Origin of the sequence: Geobacillus thermoleovorans (assembly GCF_001610955.1) — a bacterium.
In the GTDB taxonomy this organism is placed as follows: Bacteria; Bacillota; Bacilli; order Bacillales; family Anoxybacillaceae; genus Geobacillus; species Geobacillus thermoleovorans.
Genome location: NZ_CP014335.1, coordinates 360,348 through 379,244, shown reverse-complemented (window position 1 = coordinate 379,244; position 18,897 = coordinate 360,348). Strand labels below are relative to the sequence as shown.

Annotated in this window: 17 protein-coding genes; 11 read left to right on the top strand and 6 right to left on the bottom strand. The window is 55.9% G+C overall.

Annotation, left to right across the window (positions count from 1 at the left end; genetic code table 11):
* Window positions 1–157: 157 nt before the first annotated feature.
* Complete coding sequence (hutH, locus tag GT3570_RS01930; RefSeq protein WP_011229889.1) at window positions 158–1,672, bottom strand: histidine ammonia-lyase; 1,515 nt, start codon at window positions 1,670–1,672, stop codon at window positions 158–160.
* A gap of 119 nt (window positions 1,673–1,791) precedes the next feature.
* Window positions 1,792–2,238 (bottom strand): histidine utilization transcription antiterminator HutP, encoded by a 447-nt coding sequence (hutP, locus tag GT3570_RS01925; protein WP_014194867.1) that lies wholly within the window; start codon window positions 2,236–2,238, stop codon window positions 1,792–1,794.
* Window positions 2,239–2,511: 273 nt separating this feature from the next.
* Here hutP and GT3570_RS01920 point away from each other — a divergent pair, with 273 nt between their 5' ends.
* From GT3570_RS01920 to GT3570_RS01875, 11 genes are all read left to right on the top strand, one after another.
* The gene (locus GT3570_RS01920) at window positions 2,512–3,357 is read left to right on the top strand and encodes an SPFH domain-containing protein (protein WP_047757530.1); all 846 of its coding nucleotides are present in this window, start codon (window positions 2,512–2,514) and stop codon (window positions 3,355–3,357) included.
* Window positions 3,358–3,372: 15 nt separating this feature from the next.
* Window positions 3,373–3,549 carry a type II toxin-antitoxin system antitoxin gene (locus GT3570_RS17665; protein ID WP_014194864.1) on the top strand — a complete coding sequence of 59 codons (177 nt, stop codon included), beginning with the start codon at window positions 3,373–3,375 and terminating at the stop codon, window positions 3,547–3,549.
* A gap of 92 nt (window positions 3,550–3,641) precedes the next feature.
* Entirely contained in the window at window positions 3,642–3,866 is a 225-nt protein-coding gene (locus tag GT3570_RS01915; protein ID WP_014194863.1) for a hypothetical protein, read from the top strand.
* A 4-nt stretch (window positions 3,867–3,870) separates the two neighbouring features.
* Complete coding sequence (locus GT3570_RS01910) at window positions 3,871–6,126, top strand: molybdopterin oxidoreductase family protein (RefSeq protein WP_023633774.1); 2,256 nt, start codon at window positions 3,871–3,873, stop codon at window positions 6,124–6,126.
* Window positions 6,119–6,562, top strand: a complete 444-nt coding sequence (locus tag GT3570_RS01905) for a hypothetical protein (RefSeq protein WP_014194861.1) — start codon at window positions 6,119–6,121, stop codon at window positions 6,560–6,562. Before GT3570_RS01910 ends, GT3570_RS01905 begins: the two co-directional genes overlap by 8 nt.
* 2 nt (window positions 6,563–6,564) lie before the next feature.
* Entirely contained in the window at window positions 6,565–7,593 is a 1,029-nt protein-coding gene (locus tag GT3570_RS01900) for an XdhC family protein (RefSeq protein WP_062898362.1), read from the top strand.
* Window positions 7,590–8,228 (top strand): xanthine dehydrogenase accessory protein PucB, encoded by a 639-nt coding sequence (gene pucB, locus GT3570_RS01895; RefSeq protein WP_023633775.1) that lies wholly within the window; start codon window positions 7,590–7,592, stop codon window positions 8,226–8,228. The genes GT3570_RS01900 and pucB overlap by 4 nt, the downstream gene beginning before the upstream one ends.
* The gene (locus GT3570_RS01890) at window positions 8,215–10,542 is read left to right on the top strand and encodes a xanthine dehydrogenase family protein molybdopterin-binding subunit (protein WP_062898361.1); all 2,328 of its coding nucleotides are present in this window, start codon (window positions 8,215–8,217) and stop codon (window positions 10,540–10,542) included. Before pucB ends, GT3570_RS01890 begins: the two co-directional genes overlap by 14 nt.
* Complete coding sequence (locus GT3570_RS01885; RefSeq protein WP_011229882.1) at window positions 10,529–11,371, top strand: FAD binding domain-containing protein; 843 nt, start codon at window positions 10,529–10,531, stop codon at window positions 11,369–11,371. The genes GT3570_RS01890 and GT3570_RS01885 overlap by 14 nt, the downstream gene beginning before the upstream one ends.
* Before the next feature lie 21 nt (window positions 11,372–11,392).
* Window positions 11,393–11,869, top strand: coding sequence for a (2Fe-2S)-binding protein (locus GT3570_RS01880; RefSeq protein ID WP_011229881.1), 477 nt, complete (start codon window positions 11,393–11,395; stop codon window positions 11,867–11,869).
* Window positions 11,870–11,921: 52 nt separating this feature from the next.
* Window positions 11,922–13,019 (top strand): MFS transporter, encoded by a 1,098-nt coding sequence (locus tag GT3570_RS01875; protein WP_318258070.1) that lies wholly within the window; start codon window positions 11,922–11,924, stop codon window positions 13,017–13,019.
* A gap of 112 nt (window positions 13,020–13,131) precedes the next feature.
* On the opposite strand, the gene GT3570_RS01870 is transcribed toward GT3570_RS01875, so the two are convergent.
* The 4 genes from GT3570_RS01870 to GT3570_RS01855 form a co-directional block, all read right to left on the bottom strand.
* The gene (locus GT3570_RS01870; protein ID WP_062898359.1) at window positions 13,132–14,289 is read right to left on the bottom strand and encodes a saccharopine dehydrogenase family protein; all 1,158 of its coding nucleotides are present in this window, start codon (window positions 14,287–14,289) and stop codon (window positions 13,132–13,134) included.
* 157 nt (window positions 14,290–14,446) lie between these two features.
* Complete coding sequence (locus GT3570_RS01865) at window positions 14,447–15,928, bottom strand: aldehyde dehydrogenase family protein (protein WP_062898358.1); 1,482 nt, start codon at window positions 15,926–15,928, stop codon at window positions 14,447–14,449.
* A gap of 70 nt (window positions 15,929–15,998) precedes the next feature.
* A complete protein-coding gene (locus tag GT3570_RS01860) occupies window positions 15,999–17,654 on the bottom strand; it encodes a thiamine pyrophosphate-binding protein (protein ID WP_062898357.1) in 1,656 nt (551 codons plus the stop codon).
* The gene (locus tag GT3570_RS01855) at window positions 17,651–18,829 is read right to left on the bottom strand and encodes an aminotransferase class I/II-fold pyridoxal phosphate-dependent enzyme (RefSeq protein ID WP_013144234.1); all 1,179 of its coding nucleotides are present in this window, start codon (window positions 18,827–18,829) and stop codon (window positions 17,651–17,653) included. The genes GT3570_RS01860 and GT3570_RS01855 overlap by 4 nt, the downstream gene beginning before the upstream one ends.
* Window positions 18,830–18,897: the final 68 nt, after the last annotated feature.

The window sequence follows — 18,897 nt, the reverse complement described above, 5'->3', positions numbered from 1 at the left end:
CACCTATCCTTGAACGCTCTCACGCCTCTACGCCCACTATGCTTTGCCCTTCTTGAAAAAGCTGGTGATTCAAGGGGAAATGCTGTCCTCCAACAGTATTTCTCAAGTTGAAAAACCTTGCAACCCCACAACTTCCTGGCTCTTTCTCACTAGACTTCTAAGCTTTCGCTTCATCGCGGAGAAAGTGATGGTTTGCCCTTTCGCTCAACCACGCCGCCACCGCTTCAATGTCATCAGAAAAGACGCGGTCAGCTGTAATGGAGGAAACAATGCGGCGCGCCTTATGGTAAAACTGCCTCGTTGACGGGGCCATTCGCTCGATGCCGCGCGCTTCAACAGCCTGCAACGCGCAAATGAGCTCAATCGCCAGCACCTTTCTTGCGTTTTGCACGATCATGTACGCATGGCGGGCGGCCGTCGTTCCCATGCTGACGTGATCCTCTTGGTTCGCTGAAGACGGAATCGAATCGACGCTGGCCGGATGGGCGAGCGTCTTGTTTTCCGACACGAGCGAAGCGGCGACATATTGCATAATCATCGCTCCCGACTGCAAGCCGGGCTGTGGGCTTAAAAACGGCGGCAAGCCTTCGCTAAGCTGCGGATTGACAAGCCGTTCGATGCGGCGTTCGCTGATGTTGGCCAGCTCCGCCACCGCGATTTTCAACAAATCCATGGCGATCGCAACGGGTTGGCCATGAAAGTTGCCGCCAGAGAGCGCCGTCCCGTCCGCAAAAATAAGCGGATTGTCCGTAGCAGCGTTCATTTCGATTTCAAGCGTTTCCTTCACATAACGAAGCGCCCTAAGCGACGCTCCGTGCACTTGCGGGAGGCAGCGGATGGAGTACGCATCTTGCACGCGCCGCTCCCCTTGCCTTGTTGTGAGTTGGCTGCCAGCTAAATAGCGGCGCAGCCGTTCCGCCACCTCCACCTGCTCCTGAAACCCGCGGGCTGCGTGGATGCGGGCGTCAAACGCGTCCACAATGCCATAAAGCGCCTCAATCGTCAGCGCCGCGATCCATTCACTGTCATACGCCAGTTGTTCCGCCTCTAAGTAAGCAAGGGCTCCGACGGCCGTCATCACCTGCGTGCCGTTAATAAGCGCCAGCCCTTCTTTTTCCTGAAGGGAAAGCGGTGAAATCCCCGCTTGTGAAAGCGCTTGGGCGGCAGGCATCCGCCGCCCTTGGTACATCGCCTCTCCCTCGCCGGCAAACGCCAGCGCCAAATGGGCGAGCGGCGCTAAATCGCCGCTGGCGCCGAGGGAACCTTGCTGCGGCACGATCGGATGGATGCCGGTGTTCAAAAATGCGAGCAACTGCTCAATGACCGCCGGACGCACGCCGGAATACCCTTTCAACAACGCATTCGCCCGCAAAAGAAGCATCGCCCTCACGACATCTTCGGCAAATGGCTCGCCGACGGCACAAGCGTGCGAGCGAAGAAGATTGATTTGCAGCTGTTCAAGGTCGCTTCCTTCAATGCGCACATCGGCGAGTTTGCCAAAACCCGTATTCACGCCATAGATCGTCCGTCCATTGGAGATCGCTTGTTCCACTGCCGCGCGGCTTTTCTCGACAGCCCTCATGCTTTCCTCATCGGCCGCCACCCGCTCCCGTTCATAGACAACACGTCTTACCTCATCGATCGTCAATGTATGCCCGGTCAATACGATCATCATTTCATCTCCCTTCGTTTGTTTTCTCAATCGAACGCCTGGGCAAACAAAAAAGGAGGCGCCCTGCCATATGGCAGCGTTCGCCTCCTCATGACTTATTGCTCTAGGCACTGACCGTCTTATATATGATTGATTCCGAGCCCGGCCGCCTCGTGCTCGAGCCCGCGCACCGGAGCGCCGATCGTCCCGTACAACGCAACGGCGATCCATTCCCCTTCGTTCGGCTGTTCATATGGCATACCGCGCACCACGGCGAAACGAAGGCCAGCGGTTCTCAACAAATCTCCTAACTCTACCTGCCCTCTCGTCACGCCATGCACTGCCTCTAAAATCGCATGGTATAAGGCGTGCATCTCACGGTACAAGCCACCGTCAACCACTCCATGCCGTTTCGCCGCCGTCTCAATTGCCGCGACGATTTTTTGCGGCTCCATCGCCCCGACCCGCCCTTGACAATAGCGCCAAGCGAGCGCCTCGAGCTGGCCGAGGGCCGCTTCTTCCTCTCCCTCGTCAAGCATCGCCAGCAACAATGCCAGCCGGCCGATGCGCGCTTGTCGTGTTTCCATTGCTTCTACACACCTATTGGTCTTTTTTTCTATTGTATGATGACAATGAATGCGATGTCAATTATGAATTTCCATTTTTTAGCACATTAAAACATTAACAGGCTGAACGATCGCCCTTTATGCTTCTGGATGGAAAATAGTTAGAAACATCTGCCTCGTGGCGAGCTATGGGCGAATCCCTCTTCTCGTCTTAACATGATCAATCCCTGTTTCCATTTTTTTGATTATATGATATCATATAAATATCAAATCGACACTATTAGGGGGATAGGTATGAGAGAACAAAAAGCATGGCGCATGGATGGATTTATCGGCATCGGATGCATCGCCCTTTTCGTTATGGCTGGTTTTGTCAGCCTCATTCAAGTGCAGCTCTTATTGGCCGTTTTCTGCTTCGCCCTTGCCGCCCTCTTGGCGACTGGCATCACGATCGTTCAGCCGAATCAAGCGAAAGTACTCACCTTTTTCGGCCGCTATTTCGGCACGATTCGCGACAGCGGGCTGTTTTTCACCGTGCCGCTCACCGTTCGAAAGAAAGTATCGCTGCGCGTGCGCAACTTCACGAGCAACAAGTTGAAAGTGAACGATGTTCAAGGCAATCCGATTGAAATTGCCGCCGTCGTCGTTTTCCGCGTCATTGATTCAGCCAAGGCTGTGTTCGATGTTGATGATTACGAACAATTCGTCGAGATTCAAAGCGAAGCCGCCATTCGCCATGTCGCGACAAAATATCCGTACGACACGTTTGAAGACGACAACGAGATTACGCTGCGCGGCAACGCCGATATTATTTCCGATGTTCTCGCCGCTGAGCTGCAGGAGCGATTGCGTGTCGCCGGAGTCGAGGTGATGGAAGCGCGCCTCACTCACTTGGCGTACTCCCCGGAAATTGCGAGCGCCATGTTGCAGCGTCAACAAGCAGCCGCCATTTTGGCCGCCCGGAAAAAAATCGTCGAAGGCGCTGTCTCGATGGCGCAAATGGCGATTGAACAACTTGACAAAGAAAACATTTTAGAGTTAGATGATGAACGAAAAGCCGCAATGGTGAACAACTTAATGGTCGCGATCGTCTCCGAGCGCGCCACCCAGCCGGTGATCAATACCGGCAGTCTATATTAACGGTTGTGGAGTGCGATGGCAAAGAAAAAACAATTTCCCCTGCGCATTGACCATGAATTATATGCCGCGCTCGAACAATGGGCGCAGGACGAGTTTCGCAGCGTCAACGCCCAGATCGAGTTTTTGCTGAAGGAGGCAGCGAAGCGGGCCGGACGGCTCAGGAAAGGAAAAACGGATCAAAAAAGAAGCTAGCTGTCAACAGCTGGCTTCTTTGTTTTTCAGTCATGGGCATTTGTTACAGAAATATAATGATAGCAGAGCCTTTTTTGAAAGGGGGCGAACCGATGCCGCATTCGCTGCCGCCGCTTGCCTTTTGGCAGCTCATCACGCCGCCGTTTCGCGCTGAAACAGGTGTGCCGTCGTCACAGCTTCCCATCTACGCAGCAACGACGCCTGCACCTCCCCCGTTTTTGCCGTACCGTTCCATCCGCTACACATCTTCGTATCCATCGTACCAGCAGCTGCGAGCGATTATCACCACCGATCATTTATCCTTCGTGAGGAGATGACATTATGGCTTGGGAGACGCCGCGCGAAGATATGTGCGTATATACGCAAGGCGAAATTGACAAGTGGGTGTATTCCACTTGCGGCATTTGCTCGAACGGCTGCGGCTGCTACATCGCGGTCAAAGACAACCGCATCGTCGGCATTAAAGGCAATGTCCGCTACCCAGTCAACCGCGGTCGGCTCGGCCCGAAAGGAGAAAACCAATGGTGGGCGAACAACAGCCTTGACCGGCTGACCCGGCCGCTCATCCGCAACCGGAGCGGAACACTCGTACCGGCAAGCTGGAACGATGCCCTTTCGCTGCTGGTGGAAAAAACGAAAGAATTACTTTCCGCTCATGGCCCGGAGAGCATCGCGGTTTACCATAGCGGGCAGCTGTATTTAGAGGAATATTATACGATCGCGAAAATCACCCGCGCCGGTTTGCGCACCCACCACGTTGACGCCAATACAAGGCTATGCACGGCGACAGCCGAATGGTCGCTTATCCAAAGCTTCGGCGCCGACGGTCCTCCGGCCTGCCTTGACGATTTGGATGTTGCGGAAGTCATCGTATTTATCGGCCGGAACTCAAACGAGACGAATACCGTCCTCTGGGAGCGGGTACTCGATGCCCGGCGGAAGCGCGGCACCAAAATTGTGGAAATCGACCCGCGCCTTGACATCAGCCAAAAAATGGCTGACTTATCGCTCCGGCCGAAAAGCGGCACGAACGTCGCCGTCTTAAACGGGCTGATTCATTTGCTCATCGCCAACGGCTGGATCGACCGCGGCTACATCGAACGCTATACGGTTGGGTATGAGCAGCTCGAGCGAACGGCCGCCCGCTACACGCCCGAAGTGGTGGAACAAATTACCGGTGTGCCAGAACGCGATTTGCGAACGTGCGCCGAATGGATCGGCACGTCAAAAACAACCGTCACCGTACTGCTGCAAGGCGTCTATCAAAGCATGGACGCTACGGCCGCCGCCTCGCTCGTCAATTCGATGCACTTAATCATGGGCAAAATCGGCAAGCCGGGGTCGGGGCCGTTTCAGCACGCCGGGCAGCCGAGCTCGATGTCCAACCGCGAAGTCGGCGGCGCCGGCTTTTACCCCGGATACCGGAACGATGAAAACCCGAAACATTTGCAAGAAATCGCTGATTTATGGAATGTCGATGTCGAGACGCTGCCGGTCGGCCCGCAAACGCATGTCATGGAGATGCTTCGGCTGATCGAGGAAGGGCACATCCGCATGTTTTGGGTGATCGCCACCAATCCGGCCGTTTCGCTGCCGAACCGCAAGCGGGTGATCGAACTGCTCAAACAGGTGTTCCTTGTTGTCCAAGATCCGTTTTTCAACGAAACAGCCGAGTTCGCCGACCTCGTTCTCCCGGTCGCTTTATGGGGAGAAAAGGAAGGCACGATGACGAATTTGGAGCGGCGCGTCAACGTGCTTCGCAAGGCGGTCGACCCGCCGTTCGGCTTGCCGTCCGACTTGGAGCTGCTGATCGAATTTTCCCGGCGCATGGGGTTTCGCGACCGAAGCGGGCGTCCTCTCATCACCTACCGCACACCCGAGGAGGCATTTAACGAATGGCGCCTCGTCTCAAAAGGTCGTCCGTGCGACATGTCGGGCATGACCTATGAAAAAATCGAACGGCTTGGGGGCATTCAGTGGCCGTGCAACGAACAATATCCCGAAGGAAAAAAACGGCTGTACACCGACAACGTGTTTCCGACGGCTGTCGATGAGGCTGAGTCATACGGTCGCGACATGCGGACAGGACGGGCGCGGACGCGCGAAGAGTTCGCCGCCATCGGCGCCAACGGACGCGCCATTTTGTACGGGATCGACTGGTCGCCGCCGCTCGAATGGCCGGATCGGGAATACCCGTTTTGGCTGAATACCGGGCGCAACGTCTTCCATTGGCATACGCGGACGAAAACCGGGCGGGCTCCGCTTTTGCAGCTGTCGGCTCCGGAAGGGTATGCGGAAATTCATCCGGACGACGCCGCCCGCTTGCAGATCCAAATGGGCGACTGGGTGCGCGTCTCAAGCCGCCGCGGTGAAGTGATCGTTCGCGCTCGCCTCACCGACTCCGTGCTGCCGGGCATGGTGTTTCTTCCGTTTCACTACGGATCACTGCTTGAGCAGGAAGCGGCAAACGAGCTGACACTCGATACGTGGGATCAAGTGTCAAAACAGCCGCATTTTAAAAACGGCGTTTGCAAAGTCGAAAAATGGTTAGGGAGAGAACAGGATCGCGATGAATGAACAATGGGACAATCGAAAAGAGATAAGCGGTCTGCTCAGCGACATTCAAGCGGCCAATGAAACGATCCAGCAACAGCTGCGCCCATACGTGCAAGAACATCGGTATACCTATCCGCTTTTTCAACGGCTCGCCGCATTGGCCGAAGAACTCAGCGAACACGTCTCCACCCTTCTTAGCGGACCGCTTGAACGAAACGAAGCAAAATATCATCTAAGCGTGCTGTTTCGCACGGCCGAAGCCATGGCAGAAACGAACGAGATGCTCAAAGCGGTCGGTCGGTTCCACCCGAGCGTGCCGCTTCAAGCGCTCACGTACGCGCTGATGCGGCTCGTGCCGACGGTGGCTGCCGCTTACGGCCATTATGAAAGTTTATTGATCGTCACGCCGCGTTTTCAACAGCTTAGCCGCCTTTGGCGCCATGCGGAAGGAGGATAAGCATGGAAAGCTACTATGCCGCGCTCAATGCCATGGCCGCCGCGCCGAACGATGGTGTATTCGCCATCACGATTGACGTGGAAGGCTCGGCCTACCAAAAGGAAGGAACATGGATGTGGATCGGAGCAGACGGAAAGACAACCGGCTTATTAAGCGGCGGATGCCTCGAAGAAGCGGTGGCTGCGTATGCGATCGAAGTGCTGTCAAGCCGGCAGGCGGCGGCCCTATCGTTTGACTTGCGCACAGAAGATGACGGAGGGTGGGGGCAAGGAAGCGGATGCGACGGCGTCATCCATGTTTGGCTTGAGCCGGTCACAAACGAGACGAAACCGGATTGGCTTACGTTGAAACAGCGCCTTGACCGCGGCGAACATGTGCTGATGGCGCGAAGCATCGCTCATCCTAAGGAACCGCCGTTTTTCCAAAGCGAAACAGGGGAACGCTTCGGCGGCTATGTTTCACCGCCGAGGCCGGAATGGCTCAACGCGCTGCATGGCACCCCGTTTTTCCGCGGCCGGAACGGGGTGCAGGAAACAGATGACGGCGCGTTTTACATCCAACATTTTTGGCCGAAACCGCGCCTCGTCATTTTCGGCGCCGGCCCAGACGCCCCGCCGCTCGTCTCGGCGGCCAAAGCGGCGGGATTTTCCGTTACCGTGAGTGATTGGCGCCCAGCGTTTTGCCACCCATCCCATGTTCCGGACGCCGACGCCTTCGTCATGGGCTTTCCGCATGAAACTGTTCCGCGGCTTCGCCTAAACGAGCGCGACTTTGTCGTCATCACGACCCATCAGTTTGAACGCGACCGCGAACTCGTTTCCTTGTTAGCCGACATGCCGCTCGCTTATCTGGGCGTGCTCGGTCCGCGGCGGCGCACGGACCGCCTCTTTCCTTCCGGCTCGACGCCTCCATTTGTCCGTTCGCCGGCAGGGCTTTCCATCGGCGCACGCGGTCCGTATGAGATCGCCGTTAGCATCACCGCCGAATTGATCAGCGTCCTTCGCGGGCGATCAACGGAGAGAGTATCATGAATGGCCCAACCATCGCTGTCATTTATTTGGCGGCTGGAGAAAGCCGGCGGATGGGAACGGATAAACGCGCTTTGCCTTGGGGAGAAAGCACGCTGGGGGCCGCCAGCCTTAAAGCGGCGCTTCGTTCCCGCCTTTCGCCCGTCATCGTCGTCGTTCCTCCGGACGATGCGCTCGCGTGGCTTCCAGACGAGCTTCGGAATCATGAAAACTGCCGCTTCACCCGTTGCGCTGACCATTGCCGTGGGCAGGCGCATTCGCTTGCCTGCGGCTTGCGGGAATCGCTCGCTAGCGGGGCGGACGCCGCTGTCGTATTGTTGGCGGACCAACCATTTGTCACTGCGGACGTAATCAATGCGCTTACCGACCTTTACCGCCGCCACCGTCCTGATTACGTCGCCTTCACCCGCTTCGGCACGCCGATGCCCCCAGTCATTTTTGGGAAACAAACGTTCCCTGCCTTGCTTGCTCTAAGGGGCGATGCCGGGGGGCGCACACTGTTTCACCATCCGCGTTGGCGCGGTCTCTTGTATGAAGGCGATGAGACGATCGGCATCGACATTGACACGATAGACGATTATAAGCGTGCCGTCATGGATCGAGAAGAAAAGGAGGGACGCCACCGTGGCCATCGGTAAAAGCATCATCCGCAAAGAAGCGTGGGATAAAGTGACCGGCCGGGCGAAATATACGAACGATTTCAAAGAACAGGGGATGCTTCATGCCGCTCTAGTAACAAGCCCATACGCCCATGCGCGCATCCTCTCGCTGGATGCACGCCGCGCGCTCGCCGTCCACGGCGTCCATGCTGTTGTGACCGGCGAAGGGCTTCCGCTCACCGGTGAAGACATGCGCGATCGTCCGCCGATCGCCGTCGACAAAGTGCGCTACTATGGCGAAGTCGTCGCCGTCGTCGTAGCCGATACGCTCGCGCAAGCCGAACAAGCGGCCCGCCTCGTCCGCGTCGTTTACGAACCGCTTCCAGCCGTCGGCTCGCCGCGCGAGGCGTTGAAAGAAGGCGCTCCATTATTGCATGAACATCTCGACCGCTATGAAAAAAACAAAACGACTCATCCTGAGCCAGGGACAAACGTCGCCCACCGGACGAAAATCAGAAAAGGCAACATTGAACAAGGGTTTGCTGAAAGCGACGTCATCGTCGAAACAAGCGTATCGTTCGCCCCTTCCGATCATATCGCGATGGAAACACGCTGCGCCACGGCAGAAATTTGGCCGGACGGCACGATCCATATTTCCGCCTCCTCACAGTCACCGTTTATGATCAAGAAGTTGCTTCATACGTATTTTGGCGAAGAAACCGGCAAAGTCATCGTCCATACGCCGCTTGTCGGCGGCGCCTACGGAGGAAAAGCGCCCGTCCAGCTTGAGTTGCTTGCCTACCTTGCCTCCAAAGCGGTCGGCGGCCGAAAAGTGAGCGTCTGGAACAGCCGCGAGCATGACATGGTCACTTCGCCCGTCCATATCGGTTTGGAGGCAACCGTCAAAATCGGCGCGACAAAAGAGGGCTTGCTCAAGGCCATGGAAATCTTATTTCTATTTGACGGCGGGGCTTATTCCGACAAGGCGATCGATGTCAGCCGCGCCGCAGCCGTCGATTGCACCGGCCCGTACCATGTCGAAAACGTCTTTTGTGATTCATTGTGCGTCTATACGAATCGCCCGTACGCGACGCCGTTTCGCAGTTTTGGCCATTGCGAACAGGCATTTGCCGTCGAGCGGGCCATCGATGAATTGGCACGAACGCTTCAACTTGACCCATGGGACGTGCGGCGCAAAAATGCCATCCGCCCGGGGCATACGACCCCGACGCAAGTGCGGCTCACAAAAAGCAACGTCGGCAACATATCAGCCTGCCTCGACCGGTTGCGCGAGCTGATGCGCTGGGACGAGTGGCAGCGCGTCGAAGTGGACGCTTATACGGTAAGAGCAAAGGGAATCAGCAGCGGCTGGAAAACATCGACGATCGACACAGATGCTAGCTCGGGCGTCATCTTAACGTTCAACTCCGACGGCAGTGTCAACGTCATCTCCGGCGTCGTCGAAATCGGAACCGGAACGAAAACGGTGCTCGCGCAAATCGTTGCTGAACGGCTGAAGATGGACGTCGATTGTGTCCATGTCAAAATGGATATTGATACGCAAACGACGCCGGAACATTGGAAAACAGTCGCCAGCCGCGGGACGTTTATGGCCGGACGTGCGGCGCTTGCCGCTGCCGACGACGCCATCCGTCAGTTAAAAGACATCGCCGCCTGCGTCTTGCGGGCCTCGCCGGACGATTTGGAAGTCGGATTCGGGCGCGTCTTTTTGCGCGATGACCCGGCCATCTTTCTTCTGATCAAAGACATCGCCTATGGCTACAAGTTTCCGAACGGCAACGCCATCGGCGGGCAAGTGATCGGGCGCGGCCACTACATTTTGCGCCACTTGACCCCGCTTGATCCGGAGACCGGCGCCGGCAAACCGGGACCGGAATGGGGCGTATGCGCCGAGGGAGTGGAAATTGAGTTCAACCGCCGCGACTACACGTATCGCATTGTCAAAGCGTATGCGGTCATTGATGCCGGCAAAGTGCTCAACCCAAAGGCAGCGCTTGGCCAAGCGATGGGGGCGATGAGCATGGGGCTAAGCTTTGCCAGCCGCGAAGGGTTTCTTTTTGACAACGAACAGCGCGTGTTAAACCCACAGTTGCGCACATACCGGCCGATTCGCTTCGGCGAACATCCAGAGTACATCGTTGAGTTTGTCGAAACGCCGCAAATCGATGCCCCATACGGCGCTCGCGGCATCGGCGAACATGGCTTGATCGGCATGCCCGCCGCCTTGGCAAACGCCTTGTCTCTCGCTGCCGGCGTGTCGCTCAATGAACTGCCGCTTGTGCCTGAACTCATTTGGCGGACACAGAAAGGGGACTCCTATGGTTCCGTTTGACTTTGCCTACTACCGGCCGCAGTCGATCGCCGAAGCGACAGCGCTGTTTGCGGCGCTCGAGCGGGATGGAAAACGACCGCTCTACTACGGCGGCGGCACGGAAATCATCACGTTGTCTCGGTTGAACCTTGTCCGCACCGCGGCCGTCATTGACATAAAATCGATCCCTGAATGTCGGTCGCTTGATGTCGACAATGGTTCTCTCGTGCTCGGAGCGGCGCTCTCCCTCGGCGAGCTCGAAGAAGCAAATCCGTTCCCGTTATTGACAAAAGCGGCGCGAGAAGTCGCCGACCGGACAGCGCGCAACCAAATTACGCTCGGCGGCAACATCTGCGGACAAATTTTTTACCGTGAGACCGCACTGCCGCTATTCGTCGCCGAGGCGGATGTCATCATCGCCGGACCATACGGCATCAGGCAATGCCGCTTCCTTGACTTGTTTCATCAACAGCTGCAGCTTGGCCGCGGTGAATTTGTCGTCCAGTTCAAGGTTGACCGTGCCACCGCCACCCTGCCCCATTTCCACCGCAAGCGCCGCAAGCAAGGGGAAGTCGGCTACCCGCTTGTGACGATTGCAGCGCTGAAAAAAGACGGGACGGTTCGCGTTGCCCTAAGCGGCATCTGCCCGTTTCCGTTTCGCTCGGCTGACGTTGAGGCGCACCTCAACGACCGGAACCGCCCAGTTGGTGAACGAATCCAAGCAGCGGTTGACGCCTTCCCGCGCCCGATTTTGCACGATATTGAAGGCTCAGCAGACTACCGGCTGTTCGTGGCCGCCCAGCTGCTTGAAGATATGCTTCGTGAGCTCGGAGACGGAGAAACCGTCTAAACAGGAGGTGAGCATGCGGACATGGAGGAAACGACAAAGCGGGAGCTTGTGCTGCACGTTAATGGAGAACGAAGATCGATCGTCACTCGCCAAGCCGAAACGCTGCTGTTTGTTTTGCGCGATGGGCTGGGGCTGACCGGGGCCAAGCCAGGCTGTTTGAACGGCGACTGCGGCGCCTGCACCGTCTTAGTCGACGGCACGCCAATCAAATCGTGCATGATGCTCGCGATTGAGACAGTCGGCAAAGAAATCACCACGATCGAAGGGCTTGATGATGCCCCCATTCAGCACGCCTTCGTCCGCCACTTCGCCTTTCAGTGCGGCTATTGCACTCCTGGATTCATTATGAACGCCCACGCACTCATCGAGCGGCATCCGGGCGCGGATCAAGCGACGATTCAAGAATGGCTGGAGTCCAATATTTGCCGCTGCACGAGCTATCAGGAGATCGAGGCAGCGGTAAAAGAAGCGCTTGAAGCAAAAAAAGCGGACATATAGCCTTCACATAACCGGATATCCCGAGTCTAGCGGGGATATCTTTTTTTGTTTTGTGCGACGTTTTTTCGTCGTCGATCCGATTTTGCCGGTCATCGCCGAAAGCATCGGCGCGACCCACTGGCAAGTGGAAATGTTGTTTACCGCCTATATTTTTACGATGGCGGTCATGATGATTCCCGTTGGCCTTGTCGTCAGCCGCGTTGGTGATAAACAAATGATGGTGATCGGACTTGGCCTTGTCACGATTTTCTCATTATTGTGCGGTTTCGCCGCCGACATTCCACAACTGTCGATCTTCCGCGCCGGTTGGGGGCTTGGCAATGCCACCTTTTTTGCAACGGCTATGACACTGTTAATCGCTTTGACACTGCAGGCAAGCACCGCTGTCGGCTTGTATGAGGCGGCGATCGGCCTCGGCATGGCCGGCGGTCCGCTCATCGGTGGACTGCTGGGCCAACATTCATGGCGCTACCCGTTTATCGGCACAAGCGTACTCATTTTTATCGCCTTTTTGCTTGTCGCATTTTTTGTGTATGATCCAAACAAAGGAAAACCGAAAAAAGCAGTCGGATGGCAGGAAATGCGGCATCTGCTCGCCTTTCCGCCGTTTTTAAAAGGGGCGATCGGCGGGATGCTTTATTATTACGGCTTTTTCGTTGTTTTGGCCTATTCGCCTCTGGTCATGAAGTTATCGGCGATTCAAATCGGTCTTGTCTTTTTCGGCTGGGGGCTTTGCCTCGCCTACGGATCGGCAGCGTTGGCCCACCGGCTTGAAGCAAAATACGAATCGAAACAAATATTGCCTTACAGCTTATTGCTGTTTGCCGTTTTATTGCTGCTTTTAGCGGTCGCTGAACAAACATGGTTCATGATCGTCCTTATCATTTTGTCGGGCCTTGTATCCGGCTTAAACAACGCCTTGTTTACAGGCTATGTGATGGAAACATCGCCGTATGAACGCGGCGTCACTTCCGGCATGTACAACTTCGTTCGCTGGATGGGGTCGGCCATCGCTCCAGTGCTATCTGGCGTCATCGGTCATGCCGTTTCCGCAAAGGCGCCGTTTATGATCGCCATGGCGCTGTCGCTTGTTGCATTCCTTTTCCTTGCCTGGCGCAAACGGGAGCCATCGGCAACGAAAACTGTATAAAAGCAACCGTTGCGGACAAAACGAAAACACGCCCGTTTCTCGGTGAGAAACAGGCGTGTTTTTTATTCGGATCATTGTCATCATCTCTTATCATCACTCTATGATGCTTTTTTCATAAGCGAACCGTTTTCTTCTCGTTAATCACCACTCCTCGTTTTTTCATCTCGTCCATATATACATCCCCCGGAACGATTTGCTCCGGCGGATAGACGCCGCGCTTTGTGATCACCCCACGGCCGATGAGCTGGGCGACAGCGGAAATGGTGTAGGCCGTCGTACGCGCCATCGCCGTCACCTTATTTTCGCGGTCATTGAACGTGACGGTTTCGTATTCCAGCACCGTTTCTTTTCCATCTTTTCTACCGCCGACGATGACCCGAAGCAACACCACATCATCTTTTCCTTTCAAATCGAGCAGCGGCTTCAGGACGGAAAGCAGCACATCGCGCGGCTTGACTCTGCATCCATTGATCTCAACTTCCACATCGTTGCGCGTCAAATTCAAATCGACAAGCAGCTTGCATTTTTCCGCATGGCCGCGGTAGCGGATCGTTTTGTACTCGAGCCGCTTCAAGTTCGGAAACGAGCGCGAGAGCGTCGACGTCCCTCCTGAGGTATGAAACGCTTCAAGCGGCCCAAACCGGTCGAAATAAATCGGTTCCACTTCGGAAAGCGACGGCACTTCCTGCTTTTGGCCGTCGCGGATAATGAGAGACGGATCGGTGTAATGGTCAAGCAGCCCTTCCAAGGAAAACACATGGTTGTACTCGAGCGGCGGCTCAGGGCGGACGGGGATGCCGCCGACATACAGTTGGATCGATTCGACTTCATCAAGCTGGCTTGCCCCATAGCCGGATAAAATGTTGATCATTCCGGGTGCGACGCCAAGGTCGGGGATGATGGTCACCCCAGCGGCTTGGGCTTGTTCATGCAGCTCAAGCACCCGGTCGGTGATATGGCCGATATGGCCGCCTAAATCGACAGAATGGACGCCAGCTGCAATAGCTGTTTTCGCCACCGTTTCGTTAAACTGGTAAAACAAGGCGTTGACAACCACATCGTGCCCTTTCATGAAAGCCGACAGCTGCCGCTTGTCGCTGGCATCCACCCGCACAGCGGCAAGCTTTTTGGAATGAAGCTGCCGCACCGTCTGCTCCGCCTTGGCCAAATCGACATCCGCCAACGTCACCGCCTCAACATCTTGGCTTTGCACTAAATCGCGTGCTGCTTCTTTGCCCATCAGCCCCGCTCCAAGCACGAGCACTTTCATCGTTCTTTCCCCCTCTGTCACCGATTCTTTGCCATACGCTCACATGACAGCCGCTTTTTTCACATCTTTGCCGCGGCCGCTGCTTCGATTCACGATATATGTTCCACGTTGATCTTCGCTTCTCTTTTGCCGGCCATGTTGCAAGCGACAGCCCGGTTCAATCATCGGTATCGATTTGCGCCCGCTGCAGCTTGCCGCTGAAATCGACATAAATGCTCCGCCATTCGGTGAATACGTCAAGCGCAGCGACGCCGGAGTCGCGGTGGCCGTTGCCCGTCCCTTTCGTGCCGCCAAACGGCAAATGAATTTCCGCTCCCGTTGTGCCGGCGTTGACATACACGATGCCGGTGTCCAAATCACGCATCGCTCGGAATACATTGTTGACATCGCGTGTGAAAATGGCGCTTGACAGCCCATAATCGACGCTGTTGTTGACGGCGATCGCTTCGTCCAAACTGCGGACGGAAATGATCGACACAACCGGGCCGAAAATTTCTTCGCGGGCGATGCGCATATTCGGCGTGACATCGGTGAAAATCGTCGGCGCGTAATAAAAGCCGCGCGCATAGTCGCCCTCGCGCAGTCGATGACCGCCAATCAGCAATTTCGCCCCTTCTTCTACACCAATGCGCACGTAGCGGTCGATCTTTTGCAGCGCCTCTTCATGGATGACGGGTCCGACTTTGACCGTTTCATCCAACCCGTTGCCGATTTTCAATGTTTTCACGGCTTCCAGCAGACGCCGCTCAAGCTCCTGTTTCACCCGCTCATGGACGATGACCCGGCTGCACGCCGTGCACCGCTGGCCTGATGTGCCGAACGCACTCCAGATGATGCCGTCAACCGCCAATGTCAAATCGGCATCATCCATGACGATCACCGCGTTTTTCCCACCCATTTCGAGCGACACTTTTTTCAACAGTCGTCCGCATTTTTCCGCAATCATCCGCCCGACTTCATTCGATCCGGTAAATGAGATGACCTTGACATCCAGATGCTCGACGAGCGCATTGCCGACTGTCGGCCCGTCACCGTGGACCACATGAAACACTCCCGGCGGCAAGCCCGCTTCTTCAAAAATGCGAGCTAATTCCTGCGCCATGATCGGTGTCTCGGGCGCTGGCTTCCATACGACCGCATTGCCGGCAACAATGGCCGGAAACGACTTCCAAGTGGCGATGGCAATGGGAAAATTCCATGGAGTGATGATGCCGACCACTCCAACCGGCGTGCGGACGCTCATGGCGAATTTGTCTTTCAGTTCAGACGGCGTCGTATCGCCGAACAACCGCCGTCCTTCTCCCGCCATGTAAAACGCCATATCAATGCCTTCCTGCACTTCGCCGCGCGCTTCCTCAATCACTTTGCCCATTTCCATCGTCAACAGCCGGGCCAACTGTTCTTTCCGCTCCTTTAGCAGCATCCCAACTTTATACAAGATTTCCGCGCGTTTCGGCGCCGGCACGAGGGCCCACTGTTTTTGCGCTTCTTTGGCTGCCTGAACCGCTTCATCGATATCGTTTGGCCCGGACATCGCCACCTCGGCAATCGTTTCCCCCGTCGCCGGATTGATCACCGGCGCAAATTGCCCGGTGCTTGGCTCCTTCCATTCTCCATTGATATAGTTTTGGATTTTCACTGTATACTCCCCCCATTTTTCTAGATGATTTATTGAGATAATTTATACATTGAACGCCGAGCGATGATCGTCAGGACTTCCTCTTGGCCCGCAAGTCTTGGATCGTTGCCGCCACCGAAATGTGGTTCGGATCGGTCAACACTTCAATCACCGTCGGCTTCTTGGCTTCAAGCGCCAACAGAAGCGCTTCCGTGAACTGTTGTTCCGTCTGCACTTGGAATCCGCAGCTGTTCAAGCATTCTGCCAACCGGGCAAACGACACGCGGCCTAAATCGGTGCCGATGACCCGCCCCGGAAACTGCAATTCTTGATGCATGCGGATGGTGCCGTACATATGATTGTTAAACACAATGCTAATGATCGGAATATCGTATCGAGCGGCCGTTTCCAACTCCTGCACCGTCATCATAAAGCCGCCATCCCCGGATAAAGAAACGACGGTCCGGTCGGGAAAGGCCAGTTTCGCGCCAATGGCAGCCGGCATGCCATATCCCATCGCTCCTGACGTCGGGCCGATGTACGTGTGCCCATCCCCAAACGGGAAAAAGGCGTGAAGCCAACCGGCGAAATTCCCAGCATCGTTCGTAATGACCGCATTTTTCGGCAAATGGTGACCTAAACTCGCCATGACCGCTTCATGGAGAGTTCGTTTTTCAAGCGGCAGCGCGGCCGTTTGTTCGTACCGTTCCCTCCGTTCAGCCGCCCATTCCTGCCAAGACGGCTGCACCGCGATATCGAGCAAACGGGACAGCGCTTCCCGACAGTCAGCCCAAACCGCGATATCCGGTGCATACACTTTTCCGAGCCCATCGCTGTCAATATCGATATGAATCAGCGTCTGCGTTGGAGATAGCAAACGGTAATCTTGCGTCGTCACTTCCGACAGCCGCGTCCCCAACGCAATCACCACATCGGCCTGCTCAGCCGTTTCCATGACCTCTTTCGGCGTCCCTAGGCCTAGGTGGCCGACATAGCACGGATGGTTGTGGGGAAACACATCATGCCTCCGGAACGCCGCCATGACTGGAAGTGCATACTTTTCCGCCCATAAGCGCAGCAGCTGCTCGGCTCCCGACCATTTGACGCCGCCGCCGGCAATCACGAGCGGCCTTTTGGCGCGCTCGAGCCGCTCCTTTATATTCCATATATCCTCTTGCCTTGGGGCCGGCTTCGGCACATAGGTCTCGGCCATCACTGCTTCCGTTATCGTTTTGGAAAATACATCTTCTGGCAGTGAAACGACGACGGGGCCGGGCCGCCCTGTTTTCGCGGTGCGAAACGCCCGTTGCACCAGCTCTGGCACCCGCTCGGCTTCGCGAATTTCGACCACCCATTTTGCGATCGGACGAAAAAACGCTTCCATATCGACTTCCTGAAATCCTTCACGTCCTAGGAAGCGGCTGTTCACTTGCCCCAAAAACACGACCATCGGAGTGGAATCTTGCCTGGCGGTATGGACGCCGATCGTTAAGTTCGCCCCGCCAACCGCCCTTGTAGCCAGCACGACGCCGCACTTCCGCGACGCTTTCGCATACCCTTCCGCCATAAAGGAAGCACCCCCTTCATGGCGGGCGGAGATGAACTCGATGGATGGCTCATCATAGATGGCATCAAGCAGGGGCAAATAACTTTCCCCCGGCACACCAAACACATAACGGATTTGTTCCTGTTTGAAACATTCGACGATGGCTTGAGCCACCGTGATGTGACGCATCGTTCTCTTCATCGCGCCGATTCCTCCCAATCCACTTGCTTCCATCGTTCAACGGCTTGCTGCAGACGCTCCATCGGCGCTGACAGCGATACGCGGACATATCCTTCCCCTGCGGATCCAAACGCTGTTCCCGGTGTTACGATGACTCCCGCTTCTTCCAGCAATTTGGCGGCAAATCGTTCGGACGAGTATCCGTCATAGACCGGGATCCACAAGAAAAAGGTCGCTTTCGGCCGCTGCACGTCGATGCCCAGTTCTCGAAGTCTCTCGACCATCATATTCATGCGTTGTTCATAAATGCGGCTATTTTCTCGAATAAACGTCCGTCCGTTCGTCAAAGCGGCCACCGCCGCCTTCTGGATCGGAATAAACTGGCACGTATCCGTGTTGCTCTTGATCACCGAAAGCGCTCGAATCATGTCCCGGTTTCCGACTACGTATCCGATGCGGCAGCCGGCCATGTTATAGCTTTTGGACAACGATCCAAATTCCACCGCCACTTCCTTTGCCCCGTCCACCTGCAAAATGCTCGGCGCTTGAAAACCGGCAAACGTCACGAACGAGTAGGCCGCATCATGAGCAATGAACATCTGGTGCTGACGGGCAAGTGAAACGGCTTCGGCAAATACATCCAAATCGACAGCGGCGGCCGTCGGATTGCTCGGATAATTGAGAAACATGATTTTCGCTTGGTCATAAACGGACGAGGGAAGCGCATCAAACCGAGGAATATAACCATGTTGCGCATCGAGCGGCAGCGATAGGCTCTGGCCGCGGGCAAAATGGACGGCCGTCCGATAGACGGGATAGCCCGGATCAGGCACTAAGGCGAGCTCGCCGGGATTGAGAACGGCTTGCAGCAAATGGACGATTCCTTCTTTCGAGCCGATTAACGCCAACACCTCGGTCTCCGGATCGAGCTTGACGCCATATTCCCGTTCATAAAAACGCGCGACCGCTTCCCGATACTCCCTGCAGCCGCCATACGGCGAATACGTATAGTGTTCTGGCGCATCGAGCGCTTCTTTCAACGCTTCGATGACAAAGGAAGGGGGCGGCAAATCGGGGGCGCCGATCCCTAAATCAATGACATCGACCCCGAGCTTTAGCAATTCTTCTTTTTTCTTCTGAAATCGGGAGAACAAATATGGCGGCATCGTCTGCACAATATCGGAAAATGTGTTCAATCCCATCCCTCCTCATAGCCCTTCGTTTCAGTTTATGCGCACGCCCATCACCCTCATGCCCGTCTCAC

Excerpts from the sequence above, each read along its gene's own strand:
- hutH (WP_011229889.1), bottom strand. The coding sequence starts at position 1,672 with ATGATCGTATTGACCGGGCATACATTGACGATCGATGAGGTAAGACGT.
- hutP (WP_014194867.1), bottom strand. The coding sequence starts at position 2,238 with ATGGAAACACGACAAGCGCGCATCGGCCGGCTGGCATTGTTGCTGGCG.
- GT3570_RS01920 (WP_047757530.1), top strand. The coding sequence starts at position 2,512 with ATGAGAGAACAAAAAGCATGGCGCATGGATGGATTTATCGGCATCGGA.
- GT3570_RS17665 (WP_014194864.1), top strand. The coding sequence starts at position 3,373 with ATGGCAAAGAAAAAACAATTTCCCCTGCGCATTGACCATGAATTATAT.
- GT3570_RS01915 (WP_014194863.1), top strand. The coding sequence starts at position 3,642 with ATGCCGCATTCGCTGCCGCCGCTTGCCTTTTGGCAGCTCATCACGCCG.
- GT3570_RS01910 (WP_023633774.1), top strand. The coding sequence starts at position 3,871 with ATGGCTTGGGAGACGCCGCGCGAAGATATGTGCGTATATACGCAAGGC.
- GT3570_RS01905 (WP_014194861.1), top strand. The coding sequence starts at position 6,119 with ATGAATGAACAATGGGACAATCGAAAAGAGATAAGCGGTCTGCTCAGC.
- GT3570_RS01900 (WP_062898362.1), top strand. The coding sequence starts at position 6,565 with ATGGAAAGCTACTATGCCGCGCTCAATGCCATGGCCGCCGCGCCGAAC.
- pucB (WP_023633775.1), top strand. The coding sequence starts at position 7,590 with ATGAATGGCCCAACCATCGCTGTCATTTATTTGGCGGCTGGAGAAAGC.
- GT3570_RS01885 (WP_011229882.1), top strand. The coding sequence starts at position 10,529 with ATGGTTCCGTTTGACTTTGCCTACTACCGGCCGCAGTCGATCGCCGAA.
- GT3570_RS01880 (WP_011229881.1), top strand. The coding sequence starts at position 11,393 with ATGGAGGAAACGACAAAGCGGGAGCTTGTGCTGCACGTTAATGGAGAA.
- GT3570_RS01870 (WP_062898359.1), bottom strand. The coding sequence starts at position 14,289 with ATGAAAGTGCTCGTGCTTGGAGCGGGGCTGATGGGCAAAGAAGCAGCA.
- GT3570_RS01860 (WP_062898357.1), bottom strand. The coding sequence starts at position 17,654 with ATGAAGAGAACGATGCGTCACATCACGGTGGCTCAAGCCATCGTCGAA.